This window comes from Sphingobium sp. TA15 (assembly GCF_037101235.1).
Classification (GTDB): Bacteria; Pseudomonadota; Alphaproteobacteria; order Sphingomonadales; family Sphingomonadaceae; genus Sphingobium; species Sphingobium indicum.
In genome coordinates this window covers 1,908,153-1,933,186 of the sequence record NZ_AP025355.1, presented here as the reverse complement: position 1 = coordinate 1,933,186, position 25,034 = coordinate 1,908,153, and the positions used below count along the sequence as shown (strand labels likewise).

The following is a 25,034-nucleotide window of genomic DNA, read 5'->3' as shown; positions in this document are numbered from 1 at the left end:
GTCCATTGCCATGTGCCGGGTATGGAGAGCAATGCCTCCGCGCGACGCGCACTAGCGCCCATACCACCCCGACAAGGATATCCGATGCCGATACCACAGTCCTACTTTGAGTTGCGCGACATCCAGCCATTGCAGGGCCGATCCTGGATTCCGTTGCGGCTGGTATGCGAAGCCGAGCTCAAGCCGCTGAAGGCTGACATCGTGCGACTCGAGGAATGGACGGGAATAGCGACAGCTGCGGTCGAGGAAACGCACAGGTCGATCGCTTCGAAGATGGGCTGGAGCGGCGACCTAGACATGAGTCCGCACCGTGCAGGAATGGAAAGTTGGGGTTATGTTAGCGCCGATGTCTTCAGGTCTGGCAGCCGTCAGATCGGGATCAATCTCGTCATCGATCAGCACATCGAGGAAGAGGGCCGAAGCGTTTGGCACCTCCATCCCGACCTTGTCGTCGCGCTCAGCCTGATGCGCGAAGAGGATATCTGGTTCCGGCCGGAAGAAGGATGGGCCGAGGTGGCACGCCTGAAGCGTGACGACAATGGCAGCCCGGCAGAGCTGGAGATCAAAGCGGAATTCCTGCGCGATTATCTCGCCGCGCGGGGGATGGCGCTCTATTGCTCGAGCTATCGCGAGCGGGTCGCGGTTACGGCGACCAAGCCAGGCTATAGCTGGCCCGGCGACGAGTTGCGGGAAACCAACGGACGCGATAGGCACGAGTGCATTATCGTCGATTCCAAATATCCGGACCCCACAGGGCACTTCTGGATGCGTGGCGCGATGTGGCGGACCGAGTGGGTAGAGCCTGGGCCGCTCAGCACGCGGGTGCGCGGAGACGCGGACCCGCACACGACCAGTTTCGCGCTGAAGAACGATGGCACGCGCGTCAGTGCCAAGGAACTGGCTGGCGCGATGTCATGGCTCTATTTCGATCCAGCCATCGTGGCTGCATTGCTCCGGCACCGCAGCGCGGCCCTGCGCTGGGCGAGCGGCGAAACAGGCATGGTCGGGGCTACAGCTTATGGTGTTCACTTCGGCGTCAATTGCCTGGGGCTGATTACCGTGTTTGCAAAGGATATTGGGGGCCTTAAGCCTTGGGAACAGCGGGTTTGGAGTGCGCATAATGTAACGCCCGACGGCGGCGTATCGCAGGAACTGTTCGCGGCGCAGATGGAGGTCAACCCTGCGGCAACAGTCGCACCGGAGAAGAAGCTCGCGAAGTCGATCGAGGCGGTCGATGCCGCTTTTCAGGGGAAGTATGGAGCCCCGCTCCTCCGCAACCATGAGAGCGTGCCGGGTCTCCTGCGGCGTGCGCATCGGTTTCTTGCCGCGGACCCGGATGGCCTGCTCGAATTGTCCAAGGAACTCACCCGCCTCTTCATCGAGCGCATCGATGTCGATGCGATCGCTACTGCCCTCTCACTCCCGAAATCCGACAAGAAGCCCGGATCGCTGAAAGCTCTGGAGAAGCTGGCTGCCGCGCATGGCTCGGCGAGCGACGCTGCGGCGACGATGGCCCCCCTGTTCGGCATCTACGACCTCCGCCTCGCTGACGCGCATCTGGGCGGTGGCAAGGTTGCGAGCGGAAAGGCGCGTGCCGGCGTCAATGATGCCGATCCGCCGGCTATGCAGGGACGGCAGCTGATCCAGAGCTTCGTCGATACGCTGGATGCGATCGTGGGCCTTCTGGTCTAGCGGTGTTGCGTCCATCGCCTTCGATCGACACTGAGTTTGATGGGGCGCCTTACTGCCATTTCTAGGTTGGATGAACGAACGACCGTTTCAGCCAGTTGCCGCCCGGAAGCGGACTTACCGGACAGTCCAACAAAGCGGACATGATGACCGGCCCGAAGGCAGCAATGAGATGTCCGCTGCTGGCGAACGAAATTTGACCGCTGAGCGGCGGGGAAGGGTCGAAGGATGGCAACATGCCTGTTTGTTTCAAGTGAAATTCAGCTGGCCAGGTAGGCGCTGAACGGAACGCCAGCGCTATTTTTGATCGGCTTCATCCTCTTTGAACCATTCACTAGGCCATTTCGGATTCGAAAGATTTTCGCATTGGCTTTAGGCAGGAGTAGCAGGGCTTCATGAAGTGGAAGGCCGAAATAGTGGAAAAAGCTTGCAGTTCTTCGGTGCAAGCGCCGGAGAATCTGCAAACCTCGCGCGTTGAAGTGCAGCTCGATCAGCCTGTGGCGGACATCGCCAAGATTCTGAACAAGTGCCTGAGGTTTTTGGATGAACTGGGCCTGTCTCAAGCAGGAGCGCATCTGGGCGCGGCGATCGACGCATTGCCTGGGCAAGCAGCCGTGCCGCCTATCGAGTTGCTCGATCTGATTGCCGACTTGCCGGCTGTTCCATCAGAGCCTTAACCGCATATCAACGGAGAATGCGCCCTGACCAAACGACCCGGCCCACAATAGTGACGAGCTCTGGATTGACGTTCGTCCTATTCGGATAGAGGCTGTTGTCGCTCAATATGCTGAACTCGTCGCGTCGCAGCCCCATTGCAACGCGCTTGACCAGGAGCACGTCGTCCAGGCGCAAGACATAGATGCCGTCTCGAAGCCTGCTCATATTATCGCTGTGATCGACCATGATCTCGTCGCCATGGTTCAGGGTCGGGGTCATGGATTCGCCATCGACACGTATGATCGAGACATAGGGCGGCCGAACCCCGATTTCCTGGAGCCAGCGACTGTCGATTGCCACGCTGTCAGATGCGCTTTCATCAATGTCGAGCGCGCCCGCCCCGGCCGAAGCGCCCAGAGAAAGTCTCGGCACGGAGACCGACCTTGCCGGTTTGGAAGGCGGTGCGGGCTCGGCCCCTTCCAACGGAAGCCCGCTGAGCAGATGTTCGGATATGCCAAGGAACCGTGCGATCGTTCGACGATCCTGCTCATCCAGCCTGCGGGGGGTTCCGCGCTTGATGAACTGCTGAATATAAGCCGGATTTCTGCCGATCAGACGCGAGATGTCGGAATAGGTGGCTTTGCTTTGGGCAATCTTCTCATCCAATAGCGCACGAACGTCTTCCATCATCATATCTTGCTAGCTGGGGTTCCGGACTTATCTTACGTTAATTTAAAATCACGCTTTGGCAAATTTCTGTTGTCGATACCCTCTCGGATGATCGCAATTCCCAGGGACATATTTCCTGCTCGACGGTAATACGGGATTCTACCTATGAGTAATCGGTCAAGCGGCGAATGCAGGCATGCGGTCGGGAAGAAAGCCTACATATAGCCCCGGTCCCGGAAGCTGAACGAGCCGTGCCGGGAAACGATGATATGATCATGCACCCTGATCTGCAGGTCCTTGCAGATCCTGACCAGTCTTCGCGTGAATTCAACGTCTGCCCGGCTAGGCTGGGGCGCGCCCGAGGGATGATTGTGGGCGAAGAGGAGCCTTGGCGATCCGCAGGCTATGGCATGCCGCACAAGCTCGCCCAAAGGGAGCTCCACATGCGTGCTCGTGCCGGGCCAGATGCGTTCGTCGGCTATGGCGTCGCAAGCATCGTTGAAGAATAGAACGCGGACTTGTTCCTCGGCCAGCGCGGCCATGCGCGCTTCGAAATAGGGTATCAGGCCAAGGCTTTGGCAGCCATGTTCGCGCAGGATCGCCGATATCGGATGTCGAGCACGATTCCGCGCACCATGAAGAGCTGCATCGGAAAAGCCCATAGACTCCTCAGACCATGGTAAATCTTCGGATCGATCCCGATCTGAGCGATTGATCCCATATGGACCGCAACAGCAGCGAGCGCGCAGCCGCTGGTCCAAAGGGGCCAATGCCGGTCGCCCTGAAGTGCGAGAATGACGAATGCCACAAGACATATCACGTCCACAGACAGCACCGGGTAGAGAGTGTGGCCCCAGCTTTGATCGAGGATTGAGGTGTAGAATCCCGCAATTGTCTTGAACACGATCAATCCCGCGCCGATGCGCCCTACCGGACCGCCTGCGCATGCGGCATATAGACAGCAGCATAGCGTCATAATCCAATACAAGATCAAAAGCATGAACTCTGGCCGTCTTCCATATTGTGCAAGACGGCCAAAGCACCGAAACAGCCCTTAGGCAACCAGTTGCAACTGCGATTCCGGCGCGATCCAAGGGCACAGTGGGCCAGGGTCACAGCCTATCTCGACGGTGCGCAGGTTTGAGTCCTGCTTCATGTCGATCAGCATCTTGTGAGCGTTCACGAAGTTGCGGCGCCCTTCCACGAAGGTCTTGAAGCCATCGGCCAGCTCCTCGAGCGCCGGCTGGCTCGCCGCATCGCTCAGCTTGGCTTCGGAAAAGGCTTCGATCACATCGGTCGTCAGCATGGAAAATTTCTTGAGCGCACCATCGATCAGAAGTTGCGTCCGACCAAGATCGGTCACGATCTTGCGGGCCTGCAGCGGATTGAATTCGGTCATGAGGTCTCCTTCGCACCACCCCTTGGAGCGTGCGTTTGTAAGATCGGGTTGTCGTGAAGCGGAGCGTCACCTCGACAGGGCGTCGAGTGCTGCCGCAAAGAGGATGATCACCGTCAGGACGATGATCGTCAGAAAGAGCGCGATCTTGCCGATCGCCATGAGGCGCTGAGTGCGTGTCAGGTCATTGGTTGGACCTCCGATAGGGGGAAGGCCGAGCGACTTGGGCTGCGCCTGTCGCCGCTCGACCGGTTCCTCGGAAATGCCTGCCTCCTCGCGGATTTCAACGTCGGTCGGTTTTAATTCAAATTGTTTGAACGGGACTGCGCGGTCGATTTCCGCGAAAATCCGTGCCGCTTCGCGCCGATTCTCAGCATTCAGAATCATTCGGGCACGATGAAGATACTGGTCGACGGTCTGATGAGTCAGGCCCACCAGCGGCGCAATCTCCTTCGAACTTCGTCCCTCCGCAGCAAAGCGAAGGCACCGCTTTTGCACATCGGATAATTTGGCGATCCGATCGTCCAACATGCGCCTCCCGGTAGTTCCCCTCATTAACCATATCTGTGGCGGAAATTTCCTAGGCTGTGTAGAGCAAATTCGCGGAAAAAAACGAGGCAGGACAACCCCATGCAGGGTCTAGGTGTATAGCGGGGACACCCAGATCCTGGCGACGGGTGCGAGCGCTGAATCTTCCTACGCTCTCGGCTCTGATCACAAGCGGCCTTCCAGGGAAACGCCCAATATGCGCGGCGCGTTCAGTGTGCCGCGTCTGCGCCCGTCGACATCGACAAAAAACTGGTTGGGTTTCTGGACATCGAAGATGTTTGCAATCATGAGAAAGGCGCCCAGATGCTTCCCTTGCCATCCCAACTTCGCGTTGACGAGGGTTCGGGAAGGGATGTCGCGAACACGCTGATCCATGACATTCTGGTAATAGGCGGTGCGATAATTGGCGTTGACGTTCGCGAACCACCCATTGGGATGGGTGAAGCTTGCGGCGCCTGAAAGCGTCCAACGAGGAGCGCGGGGAAACGCCTTGCCCGGGGTGCTCTCGAGCGTGTTGCCTTCGGCTTGGGGGAAGTTTTTCAGCCGGGCGCTTCCAAATCCGAGGCCTGCGTGCAGGGTGAGCGTTTGGGAGATAACCCCATGCGACTCCATCTCAAAGCCCTGGAGCCGGGATTTGCCTGCATTTATGATCCTGGTATCGTAAAGAGCTCCTGGGGTCAGTTGAACCAGCACCTGCTGGTCTCTCCAGTCGGTACAATAGAGATTGGCGTTGAGCGAAAGCCGGTTTCCGAGCCATGACGAGCGCAGCGCCCATTCATAGGTGGTGCTGTACTCGGGCTCGAAATCATAGCTTTCCGCGCGCTGCGCGTTGAAGCCCGAACCTCCCGCCCTGTAGCCACGTTGCGCCGTCAGGCTCAACGCCATATTCGAAGCGAGATCATAGCTGAGGCCCAGCTTGGGCAGCCAGGCATCATAGCGTACGCGGCGGGGCGGTTCGGCGCTGTTAGCGCCCTGGACAAGATTGAGGAGCAGGCCGTTCAGCCGGCGGACTATTGGACCAAGAGCTGGAACCCCAAGTTTATCAGGATTGGGTAGAGGATGGTCGATCGAGATATGTTGCATTGCTCGCTGACTCGATGTCTCGATATCATAGCGCATGCCCATGCGGATACGCAGTTGGCGACCGAGCGGAAATGTCAGGTCGGCAAATGCCGCATGATTGTCCGTTATCCCTGGACGAGTGAGATCATTGCTGATGGGAAGCGTGCCGCCATAGAGATCGAGGACCGCCTCCACCGTCGCCGGCCCGAGGCCGGCTGCCTGCAGCTGCCGCCCGATTCCGAGGCTCGCAAGGCTAAGACTCTGCAATGCGTTATAGGCATAGGCACGCCGTTCCCGCAGATAATAGGCGCCAACCAGTCCCTCGACCCAGCTTCTGCGAAAATGGAAGCGGACTTCCTGCTGGAAGGCCCGATTGAGCTCGTCGATATGGCTAAGCTGGCCTGGCACGGCAGTGCGGTTGGCGTCAGAGCGCGAGCGGAAGCGGATGCGGCTGTAGCTGGTCGCGGATTTGAGAACGGACCCGGCGTCGACTTCATATTCCACCAAGACCGTTCCGATTGCACTGGTGACCCGCTTCCTGTCCTGAGCGTCGGACGTGGTGATACGTGCGCGTGGGTCATAGGGCGGATCAAGTTCCGTATAGAAGGTGCCGCGTTGATGCTGGTCATAAAGGAGCGCGCTGATCAGGCGCAGGCCCGGTAGGATTCTTGGTTGCAGCAATAGCTTTCCTCGCAATGTCCGCGAGCGCTGCGGATCGCCATCGGCCTGGTTTGTCACATTATGGATGAGGCCAGCCGTCTTGGAGGCTTCACCTGCCAGACGGAAAGCGACCTGGCCTTCCGAGATGGGGCCGCCGATCGCCATCCCGAGCCGCCTTTGGCCATCCTTGTCCGATAGCAGCAACCGGGTTTTTCCACTCCAGTTGAAAGTGGGATCCGCTGTATTGATGATGACCGCTCCGGCGAGCGCATTGCGTCCCTGAACGGTGGATTGCGGGCCGCGCAATATCTCGACCTGCGTTACATCGAAGAGATCCAGCGGCCCTGAGGCCAACGCGAGGCGGGGAATGGCCGCGCCATCCACATACACGCTGGCCAGCGCGCCCTCCCCGGCTCCCGACACATTGAACGCATCGATGCCGCGGATCGAAAAGCTGGTCCGGCTTCCGTCGACGGCCACATTGGGCGTCCGGTCAAGGACATCATAGGCTGAGACCATCGCTTGCTCGTCGATGACACGGCTTGTCGCAATAGCCACGCTTGCTGGCGTTTCCTTCAGGGAACGGCGGAACTTCTCGCCTGTGACAATCAATCCCACCCCCGCTGTGTCAGGACCGGCAACGGCTTCGTTGTTTGGCTCGCGCGCCGAAGCATCGGACATCACGCAGGCCAGCCCGATGGCGGACGCAACAACACTGATTCTCATGATCCCCCCGGAACACATCCCATCTGACTTTCTGGCGATGCCGGTGCGAGAATGAAAGAGTAGGCGAGGAGTTATAGGCATCCCGATACGTTTCTTCTGCGGCTGATGCCGCAAAAGATGAGTGTGACCTGGAACCAGCCAGGTTTGTCGGGCAGAGGAGAAATCTCTCTGACGGTGTCGATTGCAGTCCCTGTCGATGATGCGTAGGGGAGGCTCGGAAAGGCAAATCATGCGGACAAATTCTGGTCTCAGCTGGGCCTCTTACGCTCTCATCACTATTATTGCCGCATTTGTGGCGGTGGTCGGCGGTGACGACGGCTATGGCTGGACATTCGTCTTGGGACATTTCGCTGTTGCCTGGATTTTGATGGCCGCTTTCGCCCTCATCGGCAAGGTCATGTTTCGTCGGCCTCAATGACAGGCGGCGAGCCTCACCGATGTTTCCGGACGCGCGTAACGCCAACTGGGCTTTCCTACATGAACTTGTTTTGTTCTTCTGTTCGCCATGAAACGAGATCCTGAACTGATTCGTGATCTGATGCTCGCAATGGAGAGCGAAAAAAGTGCCGAGCTGCTTAAGGCTTGTTGAGATTCATCGAGAGTTGATGACGGCACTGGCGAGATAGATCATGGCTGAGAAGCTCTGATCGGTCTTGTCGGAACGCATGGCGATTCGTTTGAACTCCTTGAGTTTGCAGAAGAAGTTCTCGATGAGGTGACGCCATTTGTAGAGTTCTGCGTCGATCCGGCGCTTGCTGGCCCGTCCGGGATGCTGTGAGATCACGACCCTTGCGCCCCGCGCGTCGAGTTCAGCAATGATGGCGTTGGTGTCGAACGCCTTGTCGGCCATGAAGCCAGCGAAGGCGAGGTTCTCGATGAGGGGCGGGACACCTATGATGTCGCAGCGCTGACCCGGTAGCAGCACGAAGCGAACGAGATTGCCCAAGGCATCCGTGAGTGCGACGATCTTGGTGGTCATGCCGCCCTTCGACCGCCCTATGGCCTGGCTTTGAGTCCCCCTTTTGCGCCCTGGCCGTGGCGGTGGACCTTGACGATCGTGCCATCGACCATTGCAAACTCCATGTCTGGATCATCCGACGCGGCGTCGAAAAGCCGTTGGAAAACATCGGCTTTCACCCAATCCCGATAGCGCTTGAAGATCGTGTTCCACTTCCCGAATGCAGCCGGAAGATCACGCCATGGACTGCCCGTGCGCGCAATCCACAACACCGCCTCCAGAAATAGCCGATTGTCGTGGCCGCTCCGACCCGGATCGCTTGCCTTGCCAAGACAATATGGCGCCATCTTTGCCCACTGATCGTCCCGAAGGACAAGTCGTTCAGCTTCCATCACAAACTCCTTCAAGGAGCTTGAATCAGATCAAAGCCTAAAGGGGAATCCTGAATCTCAACAAGCCTTAAAGTGCCAAGGCTGGTCGGACGCGAGCCACACCAGGTGGAGCATCATTTTCGTTTGTTGGTGGAGGCCGGCCTTGCGACAGCAGGATATATTTCTCCAAATGACCGTTGCTGGATCGCGGTGCGTCTAACCTGGCGTGGACATGAATATCTTGATCAGGTTCGCGATCCCGAGGTCTGGCGTTTCACCAAGGCAGCGATGCGCAAGACGGGTATCTGGTCTTTGGAAACGATGGGAGCCATCGCGAAGTCGCTCATATTTGCGAAGCTGGGATCAATGGGTGTCGATGTGAGAATGTAATCAGTATCTGTTGCCCTCCGATCCGCCGCAATCCGGCAGCAGACCGCTGCGGGGAACACGTTCCTGATCCAACCGATCTGGATGACAGTGATATGTGGCATGGCTTGACGAGCATCGCGGGTGGTGCAATCGTTCGCCTCCAAATCGGGGGATATCATGAAAGTTAAAGCATTTTTTGCCGTCGCGGTCGCGTCGGTCGTTATTCTGTCCGCTCAAGCGACTGTGGCGGATACGGCCAAGCATTATGCCATCGTCAATGAAGAGGTAGGCGTTCCCGTCTTCCCCTACGACATCACGGATCGTCCTTATCAGGTGATTGGCGAAGTAAAGGCCGGCGTTCGCAAGGCGACGATCTTTAGCAAGGCGCCCAGTCAGGAAAAAATCTATCGTGAGCTGTGGGAGCGCGGCGAGAAGTTGGGTGCGGACGCGGTGATCAAGGCGCAATATGGTGATGCGCATGTGACGGCGCTGAGCTGGGGTTCCAGCACCGCCACCGGCGTTGCGATCAAATTCCTCGATCCCGCGCCGCCCGCGAGCAATTGATGTTTGTCCTCGCCGTTGCGCTTGCCGTCTCCCTGCCCGAGACGGCGGCGCCCCGCGACCAGATCATGCAAGGAGTGCCGGCGCAGTCAGTCGCGCCGCCCGGTACTCCGGGAGGCATGGCTCCCGTGCTTCCGGCGGGTACCCCCGTACGCCTTATGGTTCTTAAGGAAATCAACAGTCGCACGGCCCGGCTAGGCGACCGGTTCAAACTGCGCGTTGATGAGCCGATCTACATCAATGGGGTGCCAGTGGTGCCTGTTGGCTCGACAGCGTGGGGCGAGATCGCGAGCGTCGAAAAGAACGGCGCAGTGGGCAAGGGCGGTCGGTTGGGCGCGAAACTTCTCTATCTCGATTTGCCGTCGGGCCAGGTTCGCCTGCGAGGAGACTATGCCGACCGGGGTGGTGGCAATGGCGCCGGCGTGGTGCTGGCGGTCGTGGGGTTCGGCCTTCTTGGCCTGCTCACCGGAGGGGACAGCGCTCGCCTCAAGGCCGGGGATATTTTTACGGGCTATGTGGACGGACCTTCACCACTTCCATCGCCGCCAGCCACCAAGGACATATCGGCGCCCGAACCAGCGGCATGAGCCGATCAACGCTTGGGCACAATCGCGACTGTCAGGGCTAACATATGCTTTCGCAGGGCACGCCGTCCCCATCGCCATCCAGTCGGCTTAGACCACACTCATTCAGATAGTGGTAGGCTTCCGAGCAGCTGTCCATCTGCCCGCACTTCCATTTGGATCCGCAGCTTGGGCCAATGGGCTGCGATGAGAGGGTTTCCACGATGTCCCGCCGCGGCCCATAAAGCTGGGCGCGACGGGGGAGCGGCTCGGACCCAGGATCGTTCTCGGACAAGAAACGCTGAGCGACCCAGCAATCTTCACCAATTCGGTCCAGATGGGCCCAATGGCCCAAGGTCTCACCTGCCAGGACATTATCTCCTCGGGTGAGCTTCTCGACCACGCTGGCGCCAGATTTCGGCTCTGCACGGCAGCTAAGGCTAGCCGCCGTGACGTACATAAGCATGGTTTGGGCCGACGACGCGTTAGGCTCTGTCTGCATTCATGGGATTCCCATTTTATGAGAGTTCTGATTCAAGGTCGTTGAAGGAGACGATCTTTGAGCAGACGGGTGCTGACGGACGAGCAATGGAACCGGATCGAGGGGTATCTTCCGGGTCGTGCCGGGACGCCTGGACGGAGCGGCGTTGATAATCGACTGTTTGTCGATGCGATCCTGTGGATGGCGGGGAACGCGGCGCATTGGCGCGATCTACCGGATATATTCGGCAAATGGACGGCGGTTCATGCGCGCTTCCGCCGGTGGTCACGCAACGGGGTATGGGAGGGGCTTTTCCATGCCATGGCCGACACGCCGGACTTCGAATATGTGATGATCGACAGCACGATCTCGAAGGTCCACGCCGATGCAAGCGGCGCAAAAGGGGGGCTGAAAGTGCCGCCATCGGTCGTTCGCGCGGCGGCCTGACGACCAAGTTGCACGCCGCCGTCGATGCGATCGGTCTGCCGCTTCGGATATGTCCGACACCAGGGCAATGTGGCGATTGCCCGCAGGCCCAGACGCTTCTGTCCGGGCTGGAAGGCGTCGGCCACGTCATCGCCGATGCTGCCTACGATGCCGATCCGCTACGCGCCTTCATTGCCGATGACCTTGGCGCAATCGCGCAGATCAAGGCCAATCCCAGCCGCGCTATCGCCCCTGCCATCGACTGGAGGCTCTACAAGGAGCGCCATCAGGTCGAATGCTTCTTCAACAAACTCAAGCGCTTCCGAAGGATCGCCCTGCGCTGCGAGAAAACCCTCTCTGCCTTCATGGGCTTCGTCCATCTCGCATGCGCCATGATATGGATACGGTGAATGCAGACAGAGCCTAGGGGGCTGCGATAAATCACTCGGTTCGACGGAGGAAGTGCCGCCACCGTTACACTTGCCGATGGCAAAGATGATGAGCATGCAAAAAAAGGATCAGCCCACAGCCGCCATTTTTGTTTGATGAATTGGGCATGGTCCCCCCAGACTTTGCGCTCTCAATCTCGCTATAGCGGAGCTGGATCGCTAGGTTCCAGATTGGGTGGACGATAATCAGCTTTGGTCGCGATCCGCTCCCGAACGCTTTCATCGATATCATGCCCGGGAGGCACGCAACGCGGTTCGCCCAATGGAAGGTACCAACCCAAGAGGGTAGGACGTTTCCATTCCTTGAAACGTTTGAGTTTGGGAATGACTTCCAGAATCCACCACGCCCATGTCAGTGAATTGTGTATCTGACCCGCGGCGTTGGGCGGCACATAATCATGCTTGTTGCCTGCGCGAGCTTCTCCCTCAGCAAGATGCCTGTACATGGCCTGATTAATGCGTAAACCGGCTTTGTCGGCTTCGCCCACGATCCAGATGAGTGGTCGTTTGGAGAGGGCGCTCTCTTCTTCCCTGTAGCCGCCACCGACGTCGGAATGGACGCCGGGAAACCATCGTTGCTCAATGTCCTGTGCTATGCCTGCGTCATGGTCAAAGGGATTGGGCAAATGGGTTTGCGGCGCGTCCCAGGGCGCGACGCGAAACATGCGACGCCGTTCGTCGAGCGCGAGCGCATGGCGCACGATCGCAACCGCAGGATTGTTGCGGGTATAGGGGAGAGTCTCCACGCTCGGAATCCAGAACCGGTCGGGACGCGGCACGAGGACCGATGCTACGCTATCCCAAAGTCCCAGGAAATGAATGCGCGGTTTGCGCGCGCCGATCACGCGGGAGAAATGCCAGGCAAGGGGAAGGTCGTTTTCGGCCGCCGCCCGCTTGTAGGTGCCAAGCGCGCTGTCGCACATGTTCAGCTGTTCGCGGCGGACTAGGCCGATTAGTTCAATGAAGCCCGCCAGTACGCGGGCCGTCCATGCCCCGCGGCTGAAGCCGAACAGGAAGATGCGGTCTCCTTCTTGCCAGTTTTCGACCAGAAAGCGATAAGCGCCAAGGACATTGCCGTCGAGGCCATAGCCCGTCGCGAGTCCGATGATCTCGATGAGCTTTTGCCGTGCCCGGTGCCAGGGGTTGATCCGTCCGACCGTGCCGACCCCCGGATTATAATAAACAAGCTGGCGCTTGCCCTTTTCCGCGATGCGGAAGAGCTTCAGGACATTGGAAAGGTTGCGGCCAAGCTCATTGCCAGTTCCGTCCAGCAGGATGACGAGATTGCGCCCCGTTGCCCGCGAATTCTCCTCAGTCGATGGCATCGGGCCGGATCTCCTCGTCAACCGCCACCTGCCCATAAGCTATGGTCTGCACGACGGTGCCGTCAGGTGCGACCAACTCGATTTCGTCGCCGCCGTTGTTGAGCGACATGGGCTGGCCGCCACGCAGCATGGTTTTCTCCTCTCCTGGCTCAATCCCGAGCAAGCCATCGAGGACCCAGACATTTCCGGCAAGATCACGAACACGCCAACCAGACAGATTCAGCGCGGCACTTCCCCGATTGGCAAGGGTGATTTCCTCTCTGGTGAAATCATCGCCCTGGGGGTCGGGGACAAACCGCACGATCCTGAGGCGCGGTTGCTGATCCATATGGTGGTGGAAGGCGCTACTCTCGAACCAGATAGGCGCGGTCCATAGGCGGTCATCCTCGGCATGTTCCTCGTCCTGATCGCTGAGCTGGGTGATCCGCAGCAGCACATATTCACTCAAGGCTTCGAGGCGGATGCCTTCAAGCGGCACGGGCGCGGCCTGATTGCCGACGAGTTCGAAAGTTTCCACGGGCGCGCTGGCTGGCTTGCCACCCGCGACATCCTTGAAGACATCGACGCGATAGATCGCATCGGGCTCGTCATCGTCCACGATTTCGACCGTTAGTGGAAGTTCCGCCCCGAGCGTCGGCGGGTCGATAATATCACCCTGCAGGGCATTGCCGGATCGGAAGAGCACCCGCAAATTCTTGTCTTCGGTGGCATAGGCGTGTCGAGCCTTGAGCGCGTTGATGATCCCGCGTCGTGAGAAATCCGCCGCGATGACGGCTACCCGCGCGTCGGTCGAAATGCCCCAGTTGCGATAATGATTATCCTGTCCGACGCTGGGCGCCAGATGGAAGCCGAGATTAAGATAGCGAAAATATTGGCCTTCGCGGATGCTCGTGCGCTGATGCTGCCCATCTTGCAGGGCTGGCGCGTTCATGATCTCGATGAGCGAAACATGGGGCGCCATTGCCTGGACCCAGTTCTCCTCGCCGCCGCTGAAATCGTCGCGGCCATAGTCCTTGAGCGATCGCCGTCCGGACTCGGGATGGTTGAATTGAACCAGCGGCCCTCCGCCGCCAGCGTCAGGATGCAGCCTCAGCCATTCGAGAAGCAGGTCGAAGCGCCCATTGGGAACATCGATGACCTGGTCGATGTCGAATATGTTAACATGATTGCCACTGGAGATGGTGGAGAATTCTTGGCCGTATAATGTGACGCAGGCACCAGGCTGATCGGCCGCATCCGCCATCTTCACAAGCGAATTGGGGGCGGTGCGGTAGAGCGCCGGCTGGGTCGCTATTAATATGCCGTCCCTGCGATCGCCCGAACCATCGCCCTTGGGATGGTTATGTTCGGTAATGGCGAAGAAATCCAGACCGGCGGCGCACGCCATGGCGAAAGCGTCTTGTGGCGTACCGCTTCCATCGCTGTACGAGGTATGGCCATGAAGATTGCCGAACCGGATGATCGTGGTCTGAGCGCTTGCCACCGTCGTCAGTATCGCGAGAAAGAATATCGCACAGATGTTCGTTCGCATGCCGTCCCCCTAAAACGCTGCGATTCATGAAGGTTAGAGCAAGTCCTGGCTGACGTCGAGATGCTGTGATTGCCTATCGGATGTTGCATTTGCTCATTCAGGCCACAGCGTTCCCAAACCGCCAGGCAATGTAGGGGAGGCACTTTGTCAACGACAGCTATTGCAAGGACACGTGAAGATGCGGCCGATCCGCTTCCCCTCGTCCCAGACAATGCAGTCTGTGAGCCGCCCTTGTAGAGCTGGGTTCATTTGGCTGGCCACCCGCTTTCATCCACCCTCTGTTGTCATCCGCTCACGCCTGTATCAGGCACGCCCAGCTTGAACTGGATCATGACAATAGAATCTGGAACCTTATCTAAATGCCAACGACAATGCGCCGGATCAACGGCGACAAGCAGCAGTGCACTTCATCAAAGCGTGGGCGCAAGGCGCTGCCGATAATCGAATATCCCGCCCCGGCTTTCACAGAATGGGTTGATCCACCCACCTTTCGTGAAGCATTCGTCCTGCATCTGCGGCGCTTCTCGGAAAGCTATTATCAGCTTCACCGATGCATTATCCGCCCTGGAGACAAGCTGGATCGTGCAACGCTGCAATCCTGGACGGAGGGTCGCCGCACTCCCCAAAGCGCCACCAGCTTCGAAATTCTCACGCGGATCGAGCAACGCTACGGTTTGCCCTCGGGCTATTTCAGGGCGAAGCTGCCCAATCCCGCTCGTGCCGTCTCGGGATTGACGGTGACAGGCATGCCCAGGGCCGAGCAGCGTCGGCTGGCCTGGCATCTGCCTGACGATTTCAATTCAAGGCCGCTGAAGGAACAGGCGAAGATCCTGGATTGGGTTCAGAACGTGGTGATTTCCGGCGCCACAGAATATCGCCGCTTCCAGGCGCTGGCCATGAAGCTGCGCTACGCCGTCCGCTTCCCCTCTCTGACGGGCAGGAAGATCAGGACGTCGCCGGAGCCTGAAGATTTGTCTGATCTCGATGATCAGGTCGACCATGTTGGGGTGGTGGATGCACCGCCCCGTCTTGTGGCGGAACTGAATGAGCTTGTTCGCTTCAAGACCGCCACGCTGACGGACATCGGTTTTCAGCGCATCGGCGTGTGGAACGAAGAAACCACTGCACAGAAGATCGAACATTTCGGCCTCATGTTTGGCGCCCTGGCGGCCTCACCCAGCGGGGAGGTGCAGGGTCATGGCGTTCCGCTCGAAAACATATCCTTTGCCATGCTCATATTTCCGCGTGTCTGGGATTGGTATGTCCAGTGGCGTGAACGTCGACGCGGCTTTTTCACCCGTTGGGAATGCGACATGCTGCGCAATGCCATGGCGCTGGTCCGCCAGGAAACAGGATGGCTGCGGCAGCATCCGGAGCTTGCTTCGCGCCTCGTGCCGATAGATGGCCTTGTATCGGTAGAGGATATCGAGTCTGCCCGTGCCGATTGGCCGGGGGCATGCGACATTCTCCATGCGCATGCACGTGCCCGCGTGAAGGAAATCGACCGCGTGGCGCGGATCCACCGCGATCCCTTCGAGCCGATCCTGCCCATCCTTGAAGCCCCAAGTCCGGTCGCCGAGTATCTGAAGATCGCCGACGAGATCATGAAGCTGCGCCCGGATGCGCGGCGCTATCCGCGTGCGGCCGCCGAGACGGCCCGTTCCTACCTGCTCATTCGGCTGGGCCTTCACCTTGGCCTGCGGCAGAAGAACCTTCGGCAACTGCTGGTCTGCCCGCGTGGGACTCTGCCGCGCTCGGAACGCCAGCTTGAATCGCTGAAGCGGGGAGAGCTCCGCTGGAACGAACGCGATCAGGGTTGGGAAGTCCTTGTTCCAGCCGTTGCGTTCAAGAACGCGCATTCATCATTTTTCGCCGGAAAACCCTTCCGGCTTGTGCTGCCTGATCTAGGCGGTCTCTACGATCATATCGCCACCTATATCGAGCGGCACCGTCTGGCTCTGCTGAACGGCGCGAATGACCCCGGCACCTTCTTCATCAAAACGGTCAAGAGAACGAGCCGCGACGCGTCATACAACCAGAGCACATTTTATGAGGCATGGAGGCTGGTGATACAGCGCTACGGTGTTTTCAACCCCTATACCGGGCGCGGTGCAATCAAGGGTCTACTTCCGCATGGTCCCCATAATGTGCGGGACGTCCTGGCCACCCACATCCTCAAGCATACCGGTTCCTATGAACAGGCAAGCTATGCCATTCAGGACACGCCGGAGATGGTCGCCAAACATTATGGGCGGTTCCTGCCGCAGGACAAGGCGGCGATGGCCGCCCGGATTCTCAACCAGGTATGGGAAGCCGCCTGAGATATTGCCCGGGAGGCCGTTTATGCTGCCTCCCGATTCATTTCGGCGTGTGTAGATCCTGAAGGGAAAGGCGACGGACGCGTAGTTGCGGCTCTCCCGTGGCCCGGCGCTTCTATAAGATTTTCCTGACATTCCACTTGCCTGTCGCGGCAAGTCGAGCAATGTGGCCCTGCTTCCCGTGAAAGCCGGGAAGCGGGGCGTGGAAACCCCAACCAAAGGTACTCGGTCACAGTTTACTGGGGCCGGGTGGCATGCGCGCATGTCCAGCCGGCAACGGTAAAGGCGCATGCGCCTGTTCCTTTGGTCAGGTTTCCAACATCCGGCTTCTGGCCGTCGCCCCGAGAGGACATAGGAGCGACGAATGAGGCCACGGCATCAGCGGCGCTCCCGATGAAGAGGAGCATGACCGCTGACACCTGCCGCCATCCGCAACGCCGCCGCCAGGGCGCAGCTATCGCGCCATTCCTCCCTCATAGAGAAGGTGCTGGAATATCATCTGAGCGGCGCTATCACCTCCGAGCTTCTGATACGCGACCAGCCTTTCGAACTGCTGCGCACCGACTGCGATCGCGACGGCTATGATCTGGTCATCGAGGCGAACGGCATCATCCGCCATATCCAGCTCAAGGGGCAGGTGCTGCGCGGTACGGCGCGAGAGGTCACCGCCCATGTGAACCTTGCGACCAAGCCGTCAGCCTGCATCATCTGGATGACCTATGACCCGCTGACCATGCGGCCGGTGTCATACCGCTTCTTTGGCAACCCGCCCGGCGAGAAAATCCCGCCGCTTGGCGATCGGATCGCCACTCACAGCCGCGGAAAGAAGAAACAGCGTCCCGATCACCGCGTTATATTTGCCAAGCGGTTCGAGAAGGTGGCCGACCTCGAAGAGCTGGTGGACCGCCTTTTCGGGAGGCGACATCCCGACATCTCCGCTCTGATAGACCATATGGCCGCCCAGCCCGAGCCGACCGAACCATGGCTGGCCGCCGTGAGGACTGGTCGCTTCAATGCCATCCCCGACGATTGCGACTGGGAAAGCTCGGCTGTCCTTGCCCATCTGATCGACGGCTATGCCCTGCTTGAAGAGCAGGGGAGGGGAGAGGCCGGCCACTTTGCGGATGAGGCGCTTTCGGCCGCGGGCAAGACCGGCCGCTGGCCCGGAGGAGCCAGCGATCTCTGGATCGCACTGTTCCTCGAGCACCGCCGCTGGCGATTCGCCAGCCCGCATGAACCCGATCCCGGGCAGCGCACGCTCCTCGATACCCTTGTCCGCCAGCTCAGGGAGGCCCTTACGTCATGAAGAAGTTGATCCTCACGCTCGCGGCAGTCGCCTGCGCCATCTCACCCGCCGTAGCGAAAGAGAAGATGCAGCGGGCCTGGCAGGCGACCCGCACCACCGATCCGGTGACCGGCGTTTCCCGCTGTGTGGTGTCGGCGCTCGATTATGTCGGCAAGACCCGATATTCCCGTACCGGCTTTCTCTATCCCGTGATCGAGAATCATCCCCAGCATGGCCTGCTGGTGGGCGTGAGCAGCGGCGGACGCTTCCGGCTGCCGACGGGCACCATCCTCTGGCGGGTGGATGACCAGCCCTTCCGGGAAGTGCGGCCGGAAGATGGTCCAGTGACCACTGACATGTCTGCAATGCCGGCGGGTCTCACGCCGCAGGACCCGGTCGCAGCGAAGGCGATGGCCGATGCCATGGCGGTGTCGGGTCGCGCGATCATGGCGGCAACCGCAACCAGCAGCTTCGCGATGGGCGATACCGCCCGCGCGATGCTTGCCGAGCTGCGTGCCGGTCATGGCCTGCTGTTCCGTGCGAAAGCCGCAGCCGCCGATACGGGTCTCCCCGATTCGGGCATGTACCGGGTCGGGCAGATCACGAAGGACGGTCTCAAACCCGTGCCGCTGGATGCCTCGCTGGCGAGCGCGCTTGCGGATTGCGGGATATAGAGGGAGAGGAACCGCGCCCCCGCGGGCGCGGCTCTCCGTTTTCAGTAGCGGCCGCGCTCTTCCTCGGGAAGATTTGCGTCCAGCGCGGCCAGACCTTCAGGATCTTCGCCGCGGAACTTGGCCTGCTGCATTTTAGCCCACAGCTCGCGCAACTCAGGCGGCACTCTGGTGATCTTGAGGACACCAGAGCGGCCCTCCGGCTTGTCGAGTCCCAGCTTCTGCTCCAGTTCCATCACCGTTTTGATTGCCCGCATATCGCCCTTCATCGCCTTGTTCATCAGCGTGCGTGCGATCACCTCCATCGGCGTGTAGTTCCGTCCTCCGATCTTAACGGGCTCTTCAAGAACATTCTTCAGCACCGGCTTCAGCTTGGTTTCAGCCTTTGGCTTCGGCTTCCTTCCATTCGGGTTTCCCGATTGCCCCGGCTTGAACCGCGTCGCGGCCGGTGGCTTTCCGTAGCCCACCTCATAATCATCTGCCATTCGATAGAACCTCCATTTCCCTGCAGCACTGCAATGACATGGCGATAGACCGGGAATGCAGGGAAAGTCTGTCATGGAAACCCTCCGAGAATTCGGTGAGGAACAGCGCCGGCATAAACCGGCGCTGCCCTGTCCGTTAGATGTCGACCTCGTTCACCACCGTCTCGATCTCGTCAAAGCTGAGATCGCTACCGCACAGGATCGCCTTCTGGCCGGTGAGCTTCTGCCAGCGTCGCACGGCCACATCGACATAGCGCGGGTCCATCTCAACCGCGCGCCCCAGCCTTCCGGTCTGCTCTGCCGCGATGATCGTGGTTCCCGACCCCGAAAAGGCATCAAGGACGATACCGCCATGGCGAGAGCAGTCCAGCATCGCATCGGCCACCATCTTCACCGGCTTCACCGTCGGATGCATGGCCAGCTCTTCATTGCGGTCGGCCTTGAGTGAATTGACGCCGGCATAGTCCCAGACATTGGTGCGATAGCGGCCATGCTGTCCCAGCTCGAAATTGTTGATGTGCGCCGCGCTGCCCTTTCTGAACACGAAAATCAGTTCATGCTTGGAACGATAGAAGGTGCCCATGCCGCCATTGTCCTTATTCCAGACAACAAGGTTGCGAAGGCTGTCATAGACCCGCTCGCCAGCTTCGAGCATCTCGCCCATGTGCCGCCAGTCCATGCACTGATAGTGGATCGAACCATCAACGCTGTACGCGGCAAGGTTGTCCATCACCCTTGCAAGGAAGTCCGTAAACTCTGCACGGCTCATCTCTCCGGCGCCCATTATGAACTCGTCATGCTGAACCTTGCCAAGGCCGCAGATATGACCGTTCACAGGTACATTATAGGGCGCATCGGTGAAGACCATCTGGGCCAGCTCATCGCCCATCAGCTTTTCGAACACCTCGCCCTTGGTCGAGTCGCCGCAGATCAGCCGATGTCCACCAAGCTGCCACATGTCGCCCGGACGCGTGACGGGCGATGCCTTCTGTTCCGGCTCTTCGGCCGTGTCTTCCACCACCTCCTTTTCATCAACGCCGTTCAGCAGCGCCTCGATCTCCGCGACGTCGAAGCCGATCACGTCAAAGTCGAAATCCGGAACCATTGCGGACAGATCGCCCAGTTCCAGGCCAAGCAGCTCGCGATCCCATCCGGCCAGCTCGGCGAGCCGGTTGTCGGCAATGATATAGGCACGGCGGTCCGCTTCGCTCATGCCGTCGAGCAGCAGAACCGGAACCTGCGTCAGGCCAAGGCTCTTTGCAGCCTCGACCCGGCCGTGACCGGCGATGATCCTGTCCTGCTCATCGATGAGGATCGGGTTGGTGAACCCGAACTTCTGGATGCTGCGGGCGATCTGGTCGATCTGCTTCTTTGAATGGGTACGCGCATTGCGCGCATGCGGCTTGAGAAGCGTGATGTCGCGCTCCACCAGATCCCCCCGCGAGAGGGGACCGCGCTGTGATTGCATAAAACCTCCTTCGTTGCAGAAGGCAGTCAGATGTCACAGCGCGGTCCCCCACCGCGATCATGGAATCTTAGCGCAAATTGCGTAAGCTCAGGCTGTTAGCCAGGCTCGGGCCAGTCCCCAGCCGAAACGCCCGGGCCGTTCTTTCATACGCCTCCTGTACTGGCGACAGATCCGCCCCAATGCGAGGACGACCCGCGCGCTCGCTTCTGATATCGTCGGCCTCCAGATCGACCCAGGCGTTGATGCACTGCCACATCGACCAGCTGAAACGATCCTTCGGCCCGGGCTTGCCCTTGAATGACCCATTCAGGATTTGGCTGTAGAGCTTATGAAGAGCGCCTTGCCAAGCGAAGCCGGGATTGGCTTCGAAGACCCTCACAAGCTCTGCCCTTGAAACCGGCTCGCCTTCATCCAGCTTGCGCTGGAGATAGCCCGGGCTATCGGGATGGAAGAAATACCAGGGGCCTTGCATCATTGTGGTTCTCCGTTTGTTGGAGAACGTGAAAAGCACGGCTTTGATTGTCGGGCCTACCAACGTTTGAGACGGGACGACTTTTTTCGTTAGCTGCTGCGAATCGTTCGCCGACCAAATTCCCTGTAATCTCCAGAGATTTTCCCTGCTGCTAGTTCCAGGGAATTTGCCAGCGAATATGCCTGTTTTCCGCCCTTTTCTCGACACTGGCGATGCTGATTTCGCCGCAGAATGTCATCTCGTCCGATATCAGGGAAATGCAGGGAAGAGACAGGTTCGCTCCAGACTGCGTCCTGCACCACGCATTCTCCTATTACGAGGCCTTTTAGGCAGTGCCTGTGCCGGGCCTCGAAAATGGGTCGACTGTGATCAGGACGGGGCTGCAATCGCTATATCCCCTGCTGCTGGGGCATTGAGGGGGAGGCGGCATGCGCCCGCCCGCCATTCCATGGCCGCTCGCCCGGATCCGGCAGAAAGGGGGCAAATGGGTGAGCGCCTTCGCGGTTGAGACGGAGATTGAGCCAGCCGATCTGGTGAGCAATCTGTTCGAACTGGAATGGCCGCCCCGCAGCGGGATCGTCCGGTCCTTCCCGGAGATTGACCGGGCAGACTGGTTCACCCTTGCCGATGCGTGTGACAAGATGCTGGCCAGCCAGACGGCGTTGCTTGCGGCGCTGGAGCAGGCGGTGCCGGCGCGCTGAAACAGGGTCAGCCGCGATGGGATATTCAGCAGGAGACAAACGCATGAGCCTGGCGGCGCAGCTTTTCATCGCGACCGGCGCCGTTGCGGCGACCGTGATCGTCCATCTGGCTGGGCTGGCGGCCCTGCTCGCCATATTGCGCCGTCATCGCCATGCGACGCGGATGGTCGTGGCCCTGGTGGTAAATGGCATGGCGATCCTGCTTGCCGCATTCGGGCTGTTTGCGCTTCATGCCATTGAAATCTGGCTTTGGGCTGCATTGTACCGACTGCTGGGCATCTTTCCGGGTCTCGAAGAAGCGCTGTATTTTTCGACATCCACCTATGTAACCATCGGCTATGGCGATGTCGTCCTGCCAGCAGGCGAGAGGATATTGGGCGTGATCGAGGGAGCTAACGGCATCATATTGATCGGCTGGTCGACCGCTTTCTTCTTTTCGATCGTCGATCGGTTGAAGCTGTTGGAGCGGAACCTGCAAAAAGGCTGACTTACGCGAATCCGCCTTAAAGTGCCTCTTCGATGCCTGACATGAAAATGGCGGCACTGCGCCAGAGCATGTAGAGGGCGACGACGAAGATGAGCCCGGCAAAGATGCTGGTGAGGCGTCCTGTCCGTTCGCCCAATTTCTCCGCTGCACGCGTTCCCGCGACGCTGCCCGCTACTCCGCCCAGGACGAAGGTCAGTGCCAGCAGCCAGTCTACCAGCCCTGAAAAGGCGTAGTTGGCCGCCGTGGTGAGACCGAAGGCGGTAACGGCGATAAGCGAAGTGCCGACCGCCATCAGCATCGGCATGCCGGTTGACGCGACGAGGCCCGGCACGATCAGGAATCCGCCGCCTATGCCGAAGAAGCCGGAAAACAGGCCCGATCCAAGTCCGTAGGCGATTACCTGCGGTGCTTTTTCGCGATTGCATTCCGCGCCGGGATCGCCGGGATTGCCGCGGCCCCGCAGCATCAGCGCGCCGACCAGCAGCATGACGAGGGCGAACAGGAACAGCAGCTTTTCCCCATTGACCGTCTTGCCAAGGCTTGATCCGGCAAAGGCTCCTGCGACGCCCGCCAGCGCGTACATACTCCCGCAGCGCCACTTCACATGATGCGCGCGGGCGTGGTTGACGAGGCCCGCGGCCGCATTTGCGGCGACCGCGAGAGCGCTGGTGCCGATCGCCACATGGGGACTTGGCACGCCCACCAGATAAACCATCAACGGCACTGCGAGTATCGATCCACCACCGCCGACGAGGCCGAGCACGAAGCCTACAATGCCGCCCGATATGGCTCCCAATGCGTAGTGAAGACTATCCATGACAGCGGTCGCCTTTCAGCCGCGCGGCGTTTCGGACGCCGGGGGAGGGTGGCTGGCTCCGTTCCTGATCGGACTTGCCATGCCGCCGGGCAGAAGGCGGTGGAGCGCCATGCCCGCCAGCATTGCGAGCACAAAGGGCGCGGCATGGATCGGCCTGAGCGCAAGGCTGGCGATGGCGGGGCCGGGGCAGAGGCCGCCAAGGCCCCAGCCTATGCCGAAGAGCACCGCGCCCGACGCCAGTTTCCAGTCGAGGCCGCGCGTCTCGGGCAGGTTGAAGGCTGCTCCGGCAAAGGGCCGCTCCAGCCTTTTGCGCACCGCCCAGGCGATCGCCATCGGGATCATGGCGCCGCCCATCACGAAAGCGAGCGTCGGGTCCCACGGGCCGAGCAGGTCGAGGAAGGCGCGCACCCGCATCGGGTCCGCCATGCCCGACAGGGCAAGACCCGCGCCGAACAGGGCGCCTGAGATCAGCGCGAGGGCGATCTTCATCATATCGCACCTGCAAGACGAAGGACCGCAACGGTCGCAAAGCCGCTGCCCATGAACAGCGCCGTCGCCAGGAGAGACCGGGGTGAGAGGCGGGACACGCCGCACACGCCATGGCCGCTGGTGCAGCCGGACCCGAGCCGGGTGCCGAAGCCGACGATGAGACCAGCGATCAGCAGCAGGCCGATCGAAGGGAAGCGCGCAGGCGCTCCGCCCGACAGCAGGGATGTGATGAGCGCTCCCACCGGCAGGCCGATGATGAAAGCGATCGCTATGTTGCGCGGCGCTCCGCTGTCGGCAAGGCCGGTGGCACGGGCAGCGAGACCGCTGACGCCTGCTATGCGGCCAAGGCCGAGCAGCATGATGGCGGCGGCGATACCGATCATCAGGCCGCCGATCAGGCCTTCGACCGGTTGTGCGTGGGGGAAGGCGGGGATCATAGCTGGTTCACCGGGATCTTGAGGTAGACGACGCCATTATCCTCTGGCGGCGGAAGGTGACCCGCGCGCATGTTCACCTGCACCGACGGCAGGATGAGGCGCGGCATGTCGAGCGTGCGGTCGCGCGCTTCGCGCATGGCGACGAATGCGTCTTCGCTGACGCCGTCATGGGCGTGGATATTGGCCCGGCGCTGTTCCGCCACCGTTGTTTCCCAAACATAATGATCCCGCCCCTCCGGCAGATAGTCGTGGCACATGAAGAGACGCGTTTCGGAAGGCAATTCGAGAAGGCGGCGCAGGGAGCGGAATAGCTGGCGGGCATTGCCGCCGGGGAAATCGGCGCGCGCGGTGCCATAATCGGGCATGAACATCGTATCCCCCACGAACGCGGCGTCGCCCACGACATAGGCGACGCAGGCAGGCGTGTGGCCCGGCACGTGAAGCACCGTCACGGGAAGATCGCCGATGGAGAAGCTGTCCCCATCCTCCCAGAGATGATCGAATTGCGATCCGTCGTGCGCGAACGCGGCGCCTGCATTGAACAATTTGCCGAATGTCTGCTGCACTTCGCGGATATGCGCGCCGATGGCGATCTTTCCGCCAAGCTTTCGCTGGAGACAGGGGGCAGCCGACAGGTGATCGGCATGGGCATGCGTTTCCAGATGCCAGTCGACCGTCAGCCCTTCCTTCTCGACATGGGCGATGACGGGATCGGCGGCATCCAGACTGGTTCGGCCGGACGCCGGATCATAGGCGAGAACGCTGTCGATGACGGCCGCGCGCCGGGTCATGGCATCGTGGACGACATAGGTCACGGTGAAGGTCGTCGCGTCGAAAAAGGCCCGGATCACGGGCATGGCGTTTCGAGCGGCGGTCACCTGCTGCGAGGCTTTGGCTAGTGCATCGTCGGACATGAGTTTCTCCACCTTTCCCATTCTGCGCATTTCGCGGCATGTTTCAGT

28 protein-coding genes are annotated in these 25,034 nt (G+C 60.0%); 13 read left to right on the top strand and 15 right to left on the bottom strand.

Annotated elements, in window-relative coordinates; genetic code table 11:
* The first annotated feature begins 84 nt into the window (after positions 1 to 84).
* Both Sj15T_RS09590 and Sj15T_RS09585 read left to right on the top strand, forming a co-directional pair.
* On the top strand, positions 85 to 1,692 hold the full coding sequence (locus tag Sj15T_RS09590; RefSeq protein ID WP_013040818.1) for a hypothetical protein: 1,608 nt from the start codon (positions 85 to 87) through the stop codon (positions 1,690 to 1,692).
* Positions 1,693 to 2,084: 392 nt separating this feature from the next.
* Positions 2,085 to 2,366 (top strand): hypothetical protein, encoded by a 282-nt coding sequence (locus Sj15T_RS09585; RefSeq protein ID WP_013040816.1) that lies wholly within the window; start codon positions 2,085 to 2,087, stop codon positions 2,364 to 2,366.
* Positions 2,367 to 2,373: 7 nt separating this feature from the next.
* Here Sj15T_RS09585 and Sj15T_RS09580 read toward each other — a convergent pair whose 3' ends face one another.
* The 5 genes from Sj15T_RS09580 to Sj15T_RS09560 all read right to left on the bottom strand — a co-directional run bounded on the left by Sj15T_RS09580 (position 2,374) and on the right by Sj15T_RS09560 (position 7,408).
* Positions 2,374 to 3,036 carry a S24 family peptidase gene (locus Sj15T_RS09580; protein WP_013040815.1) on the bottom strand — a complete coding sequence of 221 codons (663 nt, stop codon included), beginning with the start codon at positions 3,034 to 3,036 and terminating at the stop codon, positions 2,374 to 2,376.
* 194 nt (positions 3,037 to 3,230) lie between these two features.
* A complete protein-coding gene (locus tag Sj15T_RS09575; protein ID WP_161601885.1) occupies positions 3,231 to 3,677 on the bottom strand; it encodes a JAB domain-containing protein in 447 nt (148 codons plus the stop codon).
* 392 nt (positions 3,678 to 4,069) lie between these two features.
* Positions 4,070 to 4,414 (bottom strand): hypothetical protein, encoded by a 345-nt coding sequence (locus tag Sj15T_RS09570; protein ID WP_013040813.1) that lies wholly within the window; start codon positions 4,412 to 4,414, stop codon positions 4,070 to 4,072.
* Between the two features lie 66 nt (positions 4,415 to 4,480).
* Positions 4,481 to 4,942 (bottom strand): helix-turn-helix transcriptional regulator, encoded by a 462-nt coding sequence (locus tag Sj15T_RS09565; RefSeq protein ID WP_013040812.1) that lies wholly within the window; start codon positions 4,940 to 4,942, stop codon positions 4,481 to 4,483.
* A gap of 183 nt (positions 4,943 to 5,125) precedes the next feature.
* The gene (locus tag Sj15T_RS09560; protein ID WP_253720656.1) at positions 5,126 to 7,408 is read right to left on the bottom strand and encodes a TonB-dependent receptor; all 2,283 of its coding nucleotides are present in this window, start codon (positions 7,406 to 7,408) and stop codon (positions 5,126 to 5,128) included.
* 229 nt (positions 7,409 to 7,637) lie between these two features.
* Here Sj15T_RS09560 and Sj15T_RS09555 point away from each other — a divergent pair, with 229 nt between their 5' ends.
* Complete coding sequence (locus Sj15T_RS09555) at positions 7,638 to 7,826, top strand: hypothetical protein (protein ID WP_148225562.1); 189 nt, start codon at positions 7,638 to 7,640, stop codon at positions 7,824 to 7,826.
* 174 nt (positions 7,827 to 8,000) lie between these two features.
* Here Sj15T_RS09555 and Sj15T_RS09550 read toward each other — a convergent pair.
* A protein-coding gene (locus tag Sj15T_RS09550) for an IS5 family transposase (RefSeq protein ID WP_115288555.1) occupies positions 8,001 to 8,758 on the bottom strand; the annotation gives its coding sequence in 2 pieces (ribosomal slippage) (positions 8,001 to 8,422 and positions 8,422 to 8,758; 759 coding nt in all).
* 72 nt (positions 8,759 to 8,830) lie between these two features.
* Here Sj15T_RS09550 and Sj15T_RS09545 point away from each other — a divergent pair.
* The 5 genes from Sj15T_RS09545 to Sj15T_RS09525 all read left to right on the top strand — a co-directional run bounded on the left by Sj15T_RS09545 (position 8,831) and on the right by Sj15T_RS09525 (position 11,547).
* Entirely contained in the window at positions 8,831 to 9,127 is a 297-nt protein-coding gene (locus tag Sj15T_RS09545; RefSeq protein ID WP_081440656.1) for a DUF2513 domain-containing protein, read from the top strand.
* Between the two features lie 156 nt (positions 9,128 to 9,283).
* The gene (locus Sj15T_RS09540) at positions 9,284 to 9,670 is read left to right on the top strand and encodes a hypothetical protein (RefSeq protein ID WP_013040808.1); all 387 of its coding nucleotides are present in this window, start codon (positions 9,284 to 9,286) and stop codon (positions 9,668 to 9,670) included.
* Complete coding sequence (locus tag Sj15T_RS09535; RefSeq protein ID WP_049775093.1) at positions 9,670 to 10,254, top strand: hypothetical protein; 585 nt, start codon at positions 9,670 to 9,672, stop codon at positions 10,252 to 10,254. The genes Sj15T_RS09540 and Sj15T_RS09535 overlap by 1 nt, the downstream gene beginning before the upstream one ends.
* A 535-nt stretch (positions 10,255 to 10,789) precedes the next feature.
* Complete coding sequence (locus tag Sj15T_RS09530) at positions 10,790 to 11,158, top strand: IS5 family transposase (RefSeq protein ID WP_013040805.1); 369 nt, start codon at positions 10,790 to 10,792, stop codon at positions 11,156 to 11,158.
* The gene (locus Sj15T_RS09525) at positions 11,056 to 11,547 is read left to right on the top strand and encodes an IS5 family transposase (protein ID WP_253720714.1); all 492 of its coding nucleotides are present in this window, start codon (positions 11,056 to 11,058) and stop codon (positions 11,545 to 11,547) included. Before Sj15T_RS09530 ends, Sj15T_RS09525 begins: the two co-directional genes overlap by 103 nt.
* 179 nt (positions 11,548 to 11,726) lie before the next feature.
* Here Sj15T_RS09525 and Sj15T_RS09520 read toward each other — a convergent pair whose 3' ends face one another.
* Positions 11,727 to 12,911: a DUF2235 domain-containing protein gene (locus Sj15T_RS09520; protein ID WP_013040803.1), complete on the bottom strand. Its 1,185-nt coding sequence runs from the start codon at positions 12,909 to 12,911 to the stop codon at positions 11,727 to 11,729.
* Positions 12,898 to 14,442: a CehA/McbA family metallohydrolase gene (locus tag Sj15T_RS09515; protein WP_041386012.1), complete on the bottom strand. Its 1,545-nt coding sequence runs from the start codon at positions 14,440 to 14,442 to the stop codon at positions 12,898 to 12,900. Before Sj15T_RS09515 ends, Sj15T_RS09520 begins: the two co-directional genes overlap by 14 nt.
* Before the next feature lie 371 nt (positions 14,443 to 14,813).
* Between Sj15T_RS09515 and Sj15T_RS09510 the strand changes: the two genes are divergently transcribed.
* From Sj15T_RS09510 to Sj15T_RS09500, 3 genes are all read left to right on the top strand, one after another.
* Complete coding sequence (locus Sj15T_RS09510) at positions 14,814 to 16,763, top strand: hypothetical protein (RefSeq protein ID WP_013040801.1); 1,950 nt, start codon at positions 14,814 to 14,816, stop codon at positions 16,761 to 16,763.
* Positions 16,764 to 17,244: 481 nt separating this feature from the next.
* Complete coding sequence (locus Sj15T_RS09505) at positions 17,245 to 18,066, top strand: hypothetical protein (RefSeq protein WP_013040799.1); 822 nt, start codon at positions 17,245 to 17,247, stop codon at positions 18,064 to 18,066.
* Positions 18,063 to 18,719 (top strand): hypothetical protein, encoded by a 657-nt coding sequence (locus Sj15T_RS09500; protein ID WP_013040798.1) that lies wholly within the window; start codon positions 18,063 to 18,065, stop codon positions 18,717 to 18,719. Before Sj15T_RS09505 ends, Sj15T_RS09500 begins: the two co-directional genes overlap by 4 nt.
* A 41-nt stretch (positions 18,720 to 18,760) precedes the next feature.
* Here Sj15T_RS09500 and Sj15T_RS09495 read toward each other — a convergent pair whose 3' ends face one another.
* The 3 genes from Sj15T_RS09495 to Sj15T_RS09485 all read right to left on the bottom strand — a co-directional run bounded on the left by Sj15T_RS09495 (position 18,761) and on the right by Sj15T_RS09485 (position 21,144).
* Positions 18,761 to 19,201, bottom strand: coding sequence for a DUF5681 domain-containing protein (locus tag Sj15T_RS09495; protein ID WP_013040797.1), 441 nt, complete (start codon positions 19,199 to 19,201; stop codon positions 18,761 to 18,763).
* Positions 19,202 to 19,337: 136 nt separating this feature from the next.
* Positions 19,338 to 20,669 (bottom strand): DNA methyltransferase, encoded by a 1,332-nt coding sequence (locus Sj15T_RS09490; RefSeq protein ID WP_013040796.1) that lies wholly within the window; start codon positions 20,667 to 20,669, stop codon positions 19,338 to 19,340.
* 67 nt (positions 20,670 to 20,736) lie between these two features.
* Complete coding sequence (locus tag Sj15T_RS09485) at positions 20,737 to 21,144, bottom strand: hypothetical protein (protein WP_013040795.1); 408 nt, start codon at positions 21,142 to 21,144, stop codon at positions 20,737 to 20,739.
* A 485-nt stretch (positions 21,145 to 21,629) separates the two neighbouring features.
* On the opposite strand from Sj15T_RS09485, the gene Sj15T_RS09480 reads away from it, so the two are divergent.
* On the top strand, positions 21,630 to 21,842 hold the full coding sequence (locus Sj15T_RS09480) for an NUDIX hydrolase (RefSeq protein WP_148225560.1): 213 nt from the start codon (positions 21,630 to 21,632) through the stop codon (positions 21,840 to 21,842).
* Positions 21,843 to 21,885: 43 nt separating this feature from the next.
* Positions 21,886 to 22,329 (top strand): potassium channel family protein, encoded by a 444-nt coding sequence (locus Sj15T_RS09475; RefSeq protein WP_013040792.1) that lies wholly within the window; start codon positions 21,886 to 21,888, stop codon positions 22,327 to 22,329.
* Between the two features lie 16 nt (positions 22,330 to 22,345).
* On the opposite strand, the gene Sj15T_RS09470 is transcribed toward Sj15T_RS09475, so the two are convergent.
* The 4 genes from Sj15T_RS09470 to Sj15T_RS09455 are packed head-to-tail and all read right to left on the bottom strand — an operon-like array spanning position 22,346 to position 24,986.
* Positions 22,346 to 23,146 carry a sulfite exporter TauE/SafE family protein gene (locus Sj15T_RS09470; protein ID WP_013040791.1) on the bottom strand — a complete coding sequence of 267 codons (801 nt, stop codon included), beginning with the start codon at positions 23,144 to 23,146 and terminating at the stop codon, positions 22,346 to 22,348.
* 15 nt (positions 23,147 to 23,161) lie between these two features.
* Positions 23,162 to 23,635 carry a DUF6691 family protein gene (locus Sj15T_RS09465; protein ID WP_338756029.1) on the bottom strand — a complete coding sequence of 158 codons (474 nt, stop codon included), beginning with the start codon at positions 23,633 to 23,635 and terminating at the stop codon, positions 23,162 to 23,164.
* Entirely contained in the window at positions 23,635 to 24,072 is a 438-nt protein-coding gene (locus Sj15T_RS09460) for a YeeE/YedE thiosulfate transporter family protein (RefSeq protein ID WP_013040789.1), read from the bottom strand. The genes Sj15T_RS09465 and Sj15T_RS09460 overlap by 1 nt, the downstream gene beginning before the upstream one ends.
* A complete protein-coding gene (locus Sj15T_RS09455) occupies positions 24,069 to 24,986 on the bottom strand; it encodes an MBL fold metallo-hydrolase (RefSeq protein WP_041386515.1) in 918 nt (305 codons plus the stop codon). The genes Sj15T_RS09460 and Sj15T_RS09455 overlap by 4 nt, the downstream gene beginning before the upstream one ends.
* Positions 24,987 to 25,034: the final 48 nt, after the last annotated feature.

Coding starts and splice junctions, on each gene's coding strand:
- Sj15T_RS09590 (WP_013040818.1), top strand. CDS start 85: ATGCCGATACCACAGTCCTACTTTGAGTTGCGCGACATCCAGCCATTG.
- Sj15T_RS09585 (WP_013040816.1), top strand. CDS start 2,085: ATGAAGTGGAAGGCCGAAATAGTGGAAAAAGCTTGCAGTTCTTCGGTG.
- Sj15T_RS09580 (WP_013040815.1), bottom strand. CDS start 3,036: ATGATGGAAGACGTTCGTGCGCTATTGGATGAGAAGATTGCCCAAAGC.
- Sj15T_RS09575 (WP_161601885.1), bottom strand. CDS start 3,677: ATGGGCTTTTCCGATGCAGCTCTTCATGGTGCGCGGAATCGTGCTCGA.
- Sj15T_RS09570 (WP_013040813.1), bottom strand. CDS start 4,414: ATGACCGAATTCAATCCGCTGCAGGCCCGCAAGATCGTGACCGATCTT.
- Sj15T_RS09565 (WP_013040812.1), bottom strand. CDS start 4,942: ATGTTGGACGATCGGATCGCCAAATTATCCGATGTGCAAAAGCGGTGC.
- Sj15T_RS09560 (WP_253720656.1), bottom strand. CDS start 7,408: ATGAGAATCAGTGTTGTTGCGTCCGCCATCGGGCTGGCCTGCGTGATG.
- Sj15T_RS09555 (WP_148225562.1), top strand. CDS start 7,638: ATGCGGACAAATTCTGGTCTCAGCTGGGCCTCTTACGCTCTCATCACT.
- Sj15T_RS09540 (WP_013040808.1), top strand. CDS start 9,284: ATGAAAGTTAAAGCATTTTTTGCCGTCGCGGTCGCGTCGGTCGTTATT.
- Sj15T_RS09535 (WP_049775093.1), top strand. CDS start 9,670: ATGTTTGTCCTCGCCGTTGCGCTTGCCGTCTCCCTGCCCGAGACGGCG.
- Sj15T_RS09520 (WP_013040803.1), bottom strand. CDS start 12,911: ATGCCATCGACTGAGGAGAATTCGCGGGCAACGGGGCGCAATCTCGTC.
- Sj15T_RS09515 (WP_041386012.1), bottom strand. CDS start 14,442: ATGCGAACGAACATCTGTGCGATATTCTTTCTCGCGATACTGACGACG.
- Sj15T_RS09510 (WP_013040801.1), top strand. CDS start 14,814: ATGCGCCGGATCAACGGCGACAAGCAGCAGTGCACTTCATCAAAGCGT.
- Sj15T_RS09500 (WP_013040798.1), top strand. CDS start 18,063: ATGAAGAAGTTGATCCTCACGCTCGCGGCAGTCGCCTGCGCCATCTCA.
- Sj15T_RS09495 (WP_013040797.1), bottom strand. CDS start 19,201: ATGGCAGATGATTATGAGGTGGGCTACGGAAAGCCACCGGCCGCGACG.
- Sj15T_RS09490 (WP_013040796.1), bottom strand. CDS start 20,669: ATGCAATCACAGCGCGGTCCCCTCTCGCGGGGGGATCTGGTGGAGCGC.
- Sj15T_RS09485 (WP_013040795.1), bottom strand. CDS start 21,144: ATGATGCAAGGCCCCTGGTATTTCTTCCATCCCGATAGCCCGGGCTAT.
- Sj15T_RS09475 (WP_013040792.1), top strand. CDS start 21,886: ATGAGCCTGGCGGCGCAGCTTTTCATCGCGACCGGCGCCGTTGCGGCG.
- Sj15T_RS09470 (WP_013040791.1), bottom strand. CDS start 23,146: ATGGATAGTCTTCACTACGCATTGGGAGCCATATCGGGCGGCATTGTA.
- Sj15T_RS09465 (WP_338756029.1), bottom strand. CDS start 23,635: ATGAAGATCGCCCTCGCGCTGATCTCAGGCGCCCTGTTCGGCGCGGGT.
- Sj15T_RS09460 (WP_013040789.1), bottom strand. CDS start 24,072: ATGATCCCCGCCTTCCCCCACGCACAACCGGTCGAAGGCCTGATCGGC.
- Sj15T_RS09455 (WP_041386515.1), bottom strand. CDS start 24,986: ATGTCCGACGATGCACTAGCCAAAGCCTCGCAGCAGGTGACCGCCGCT.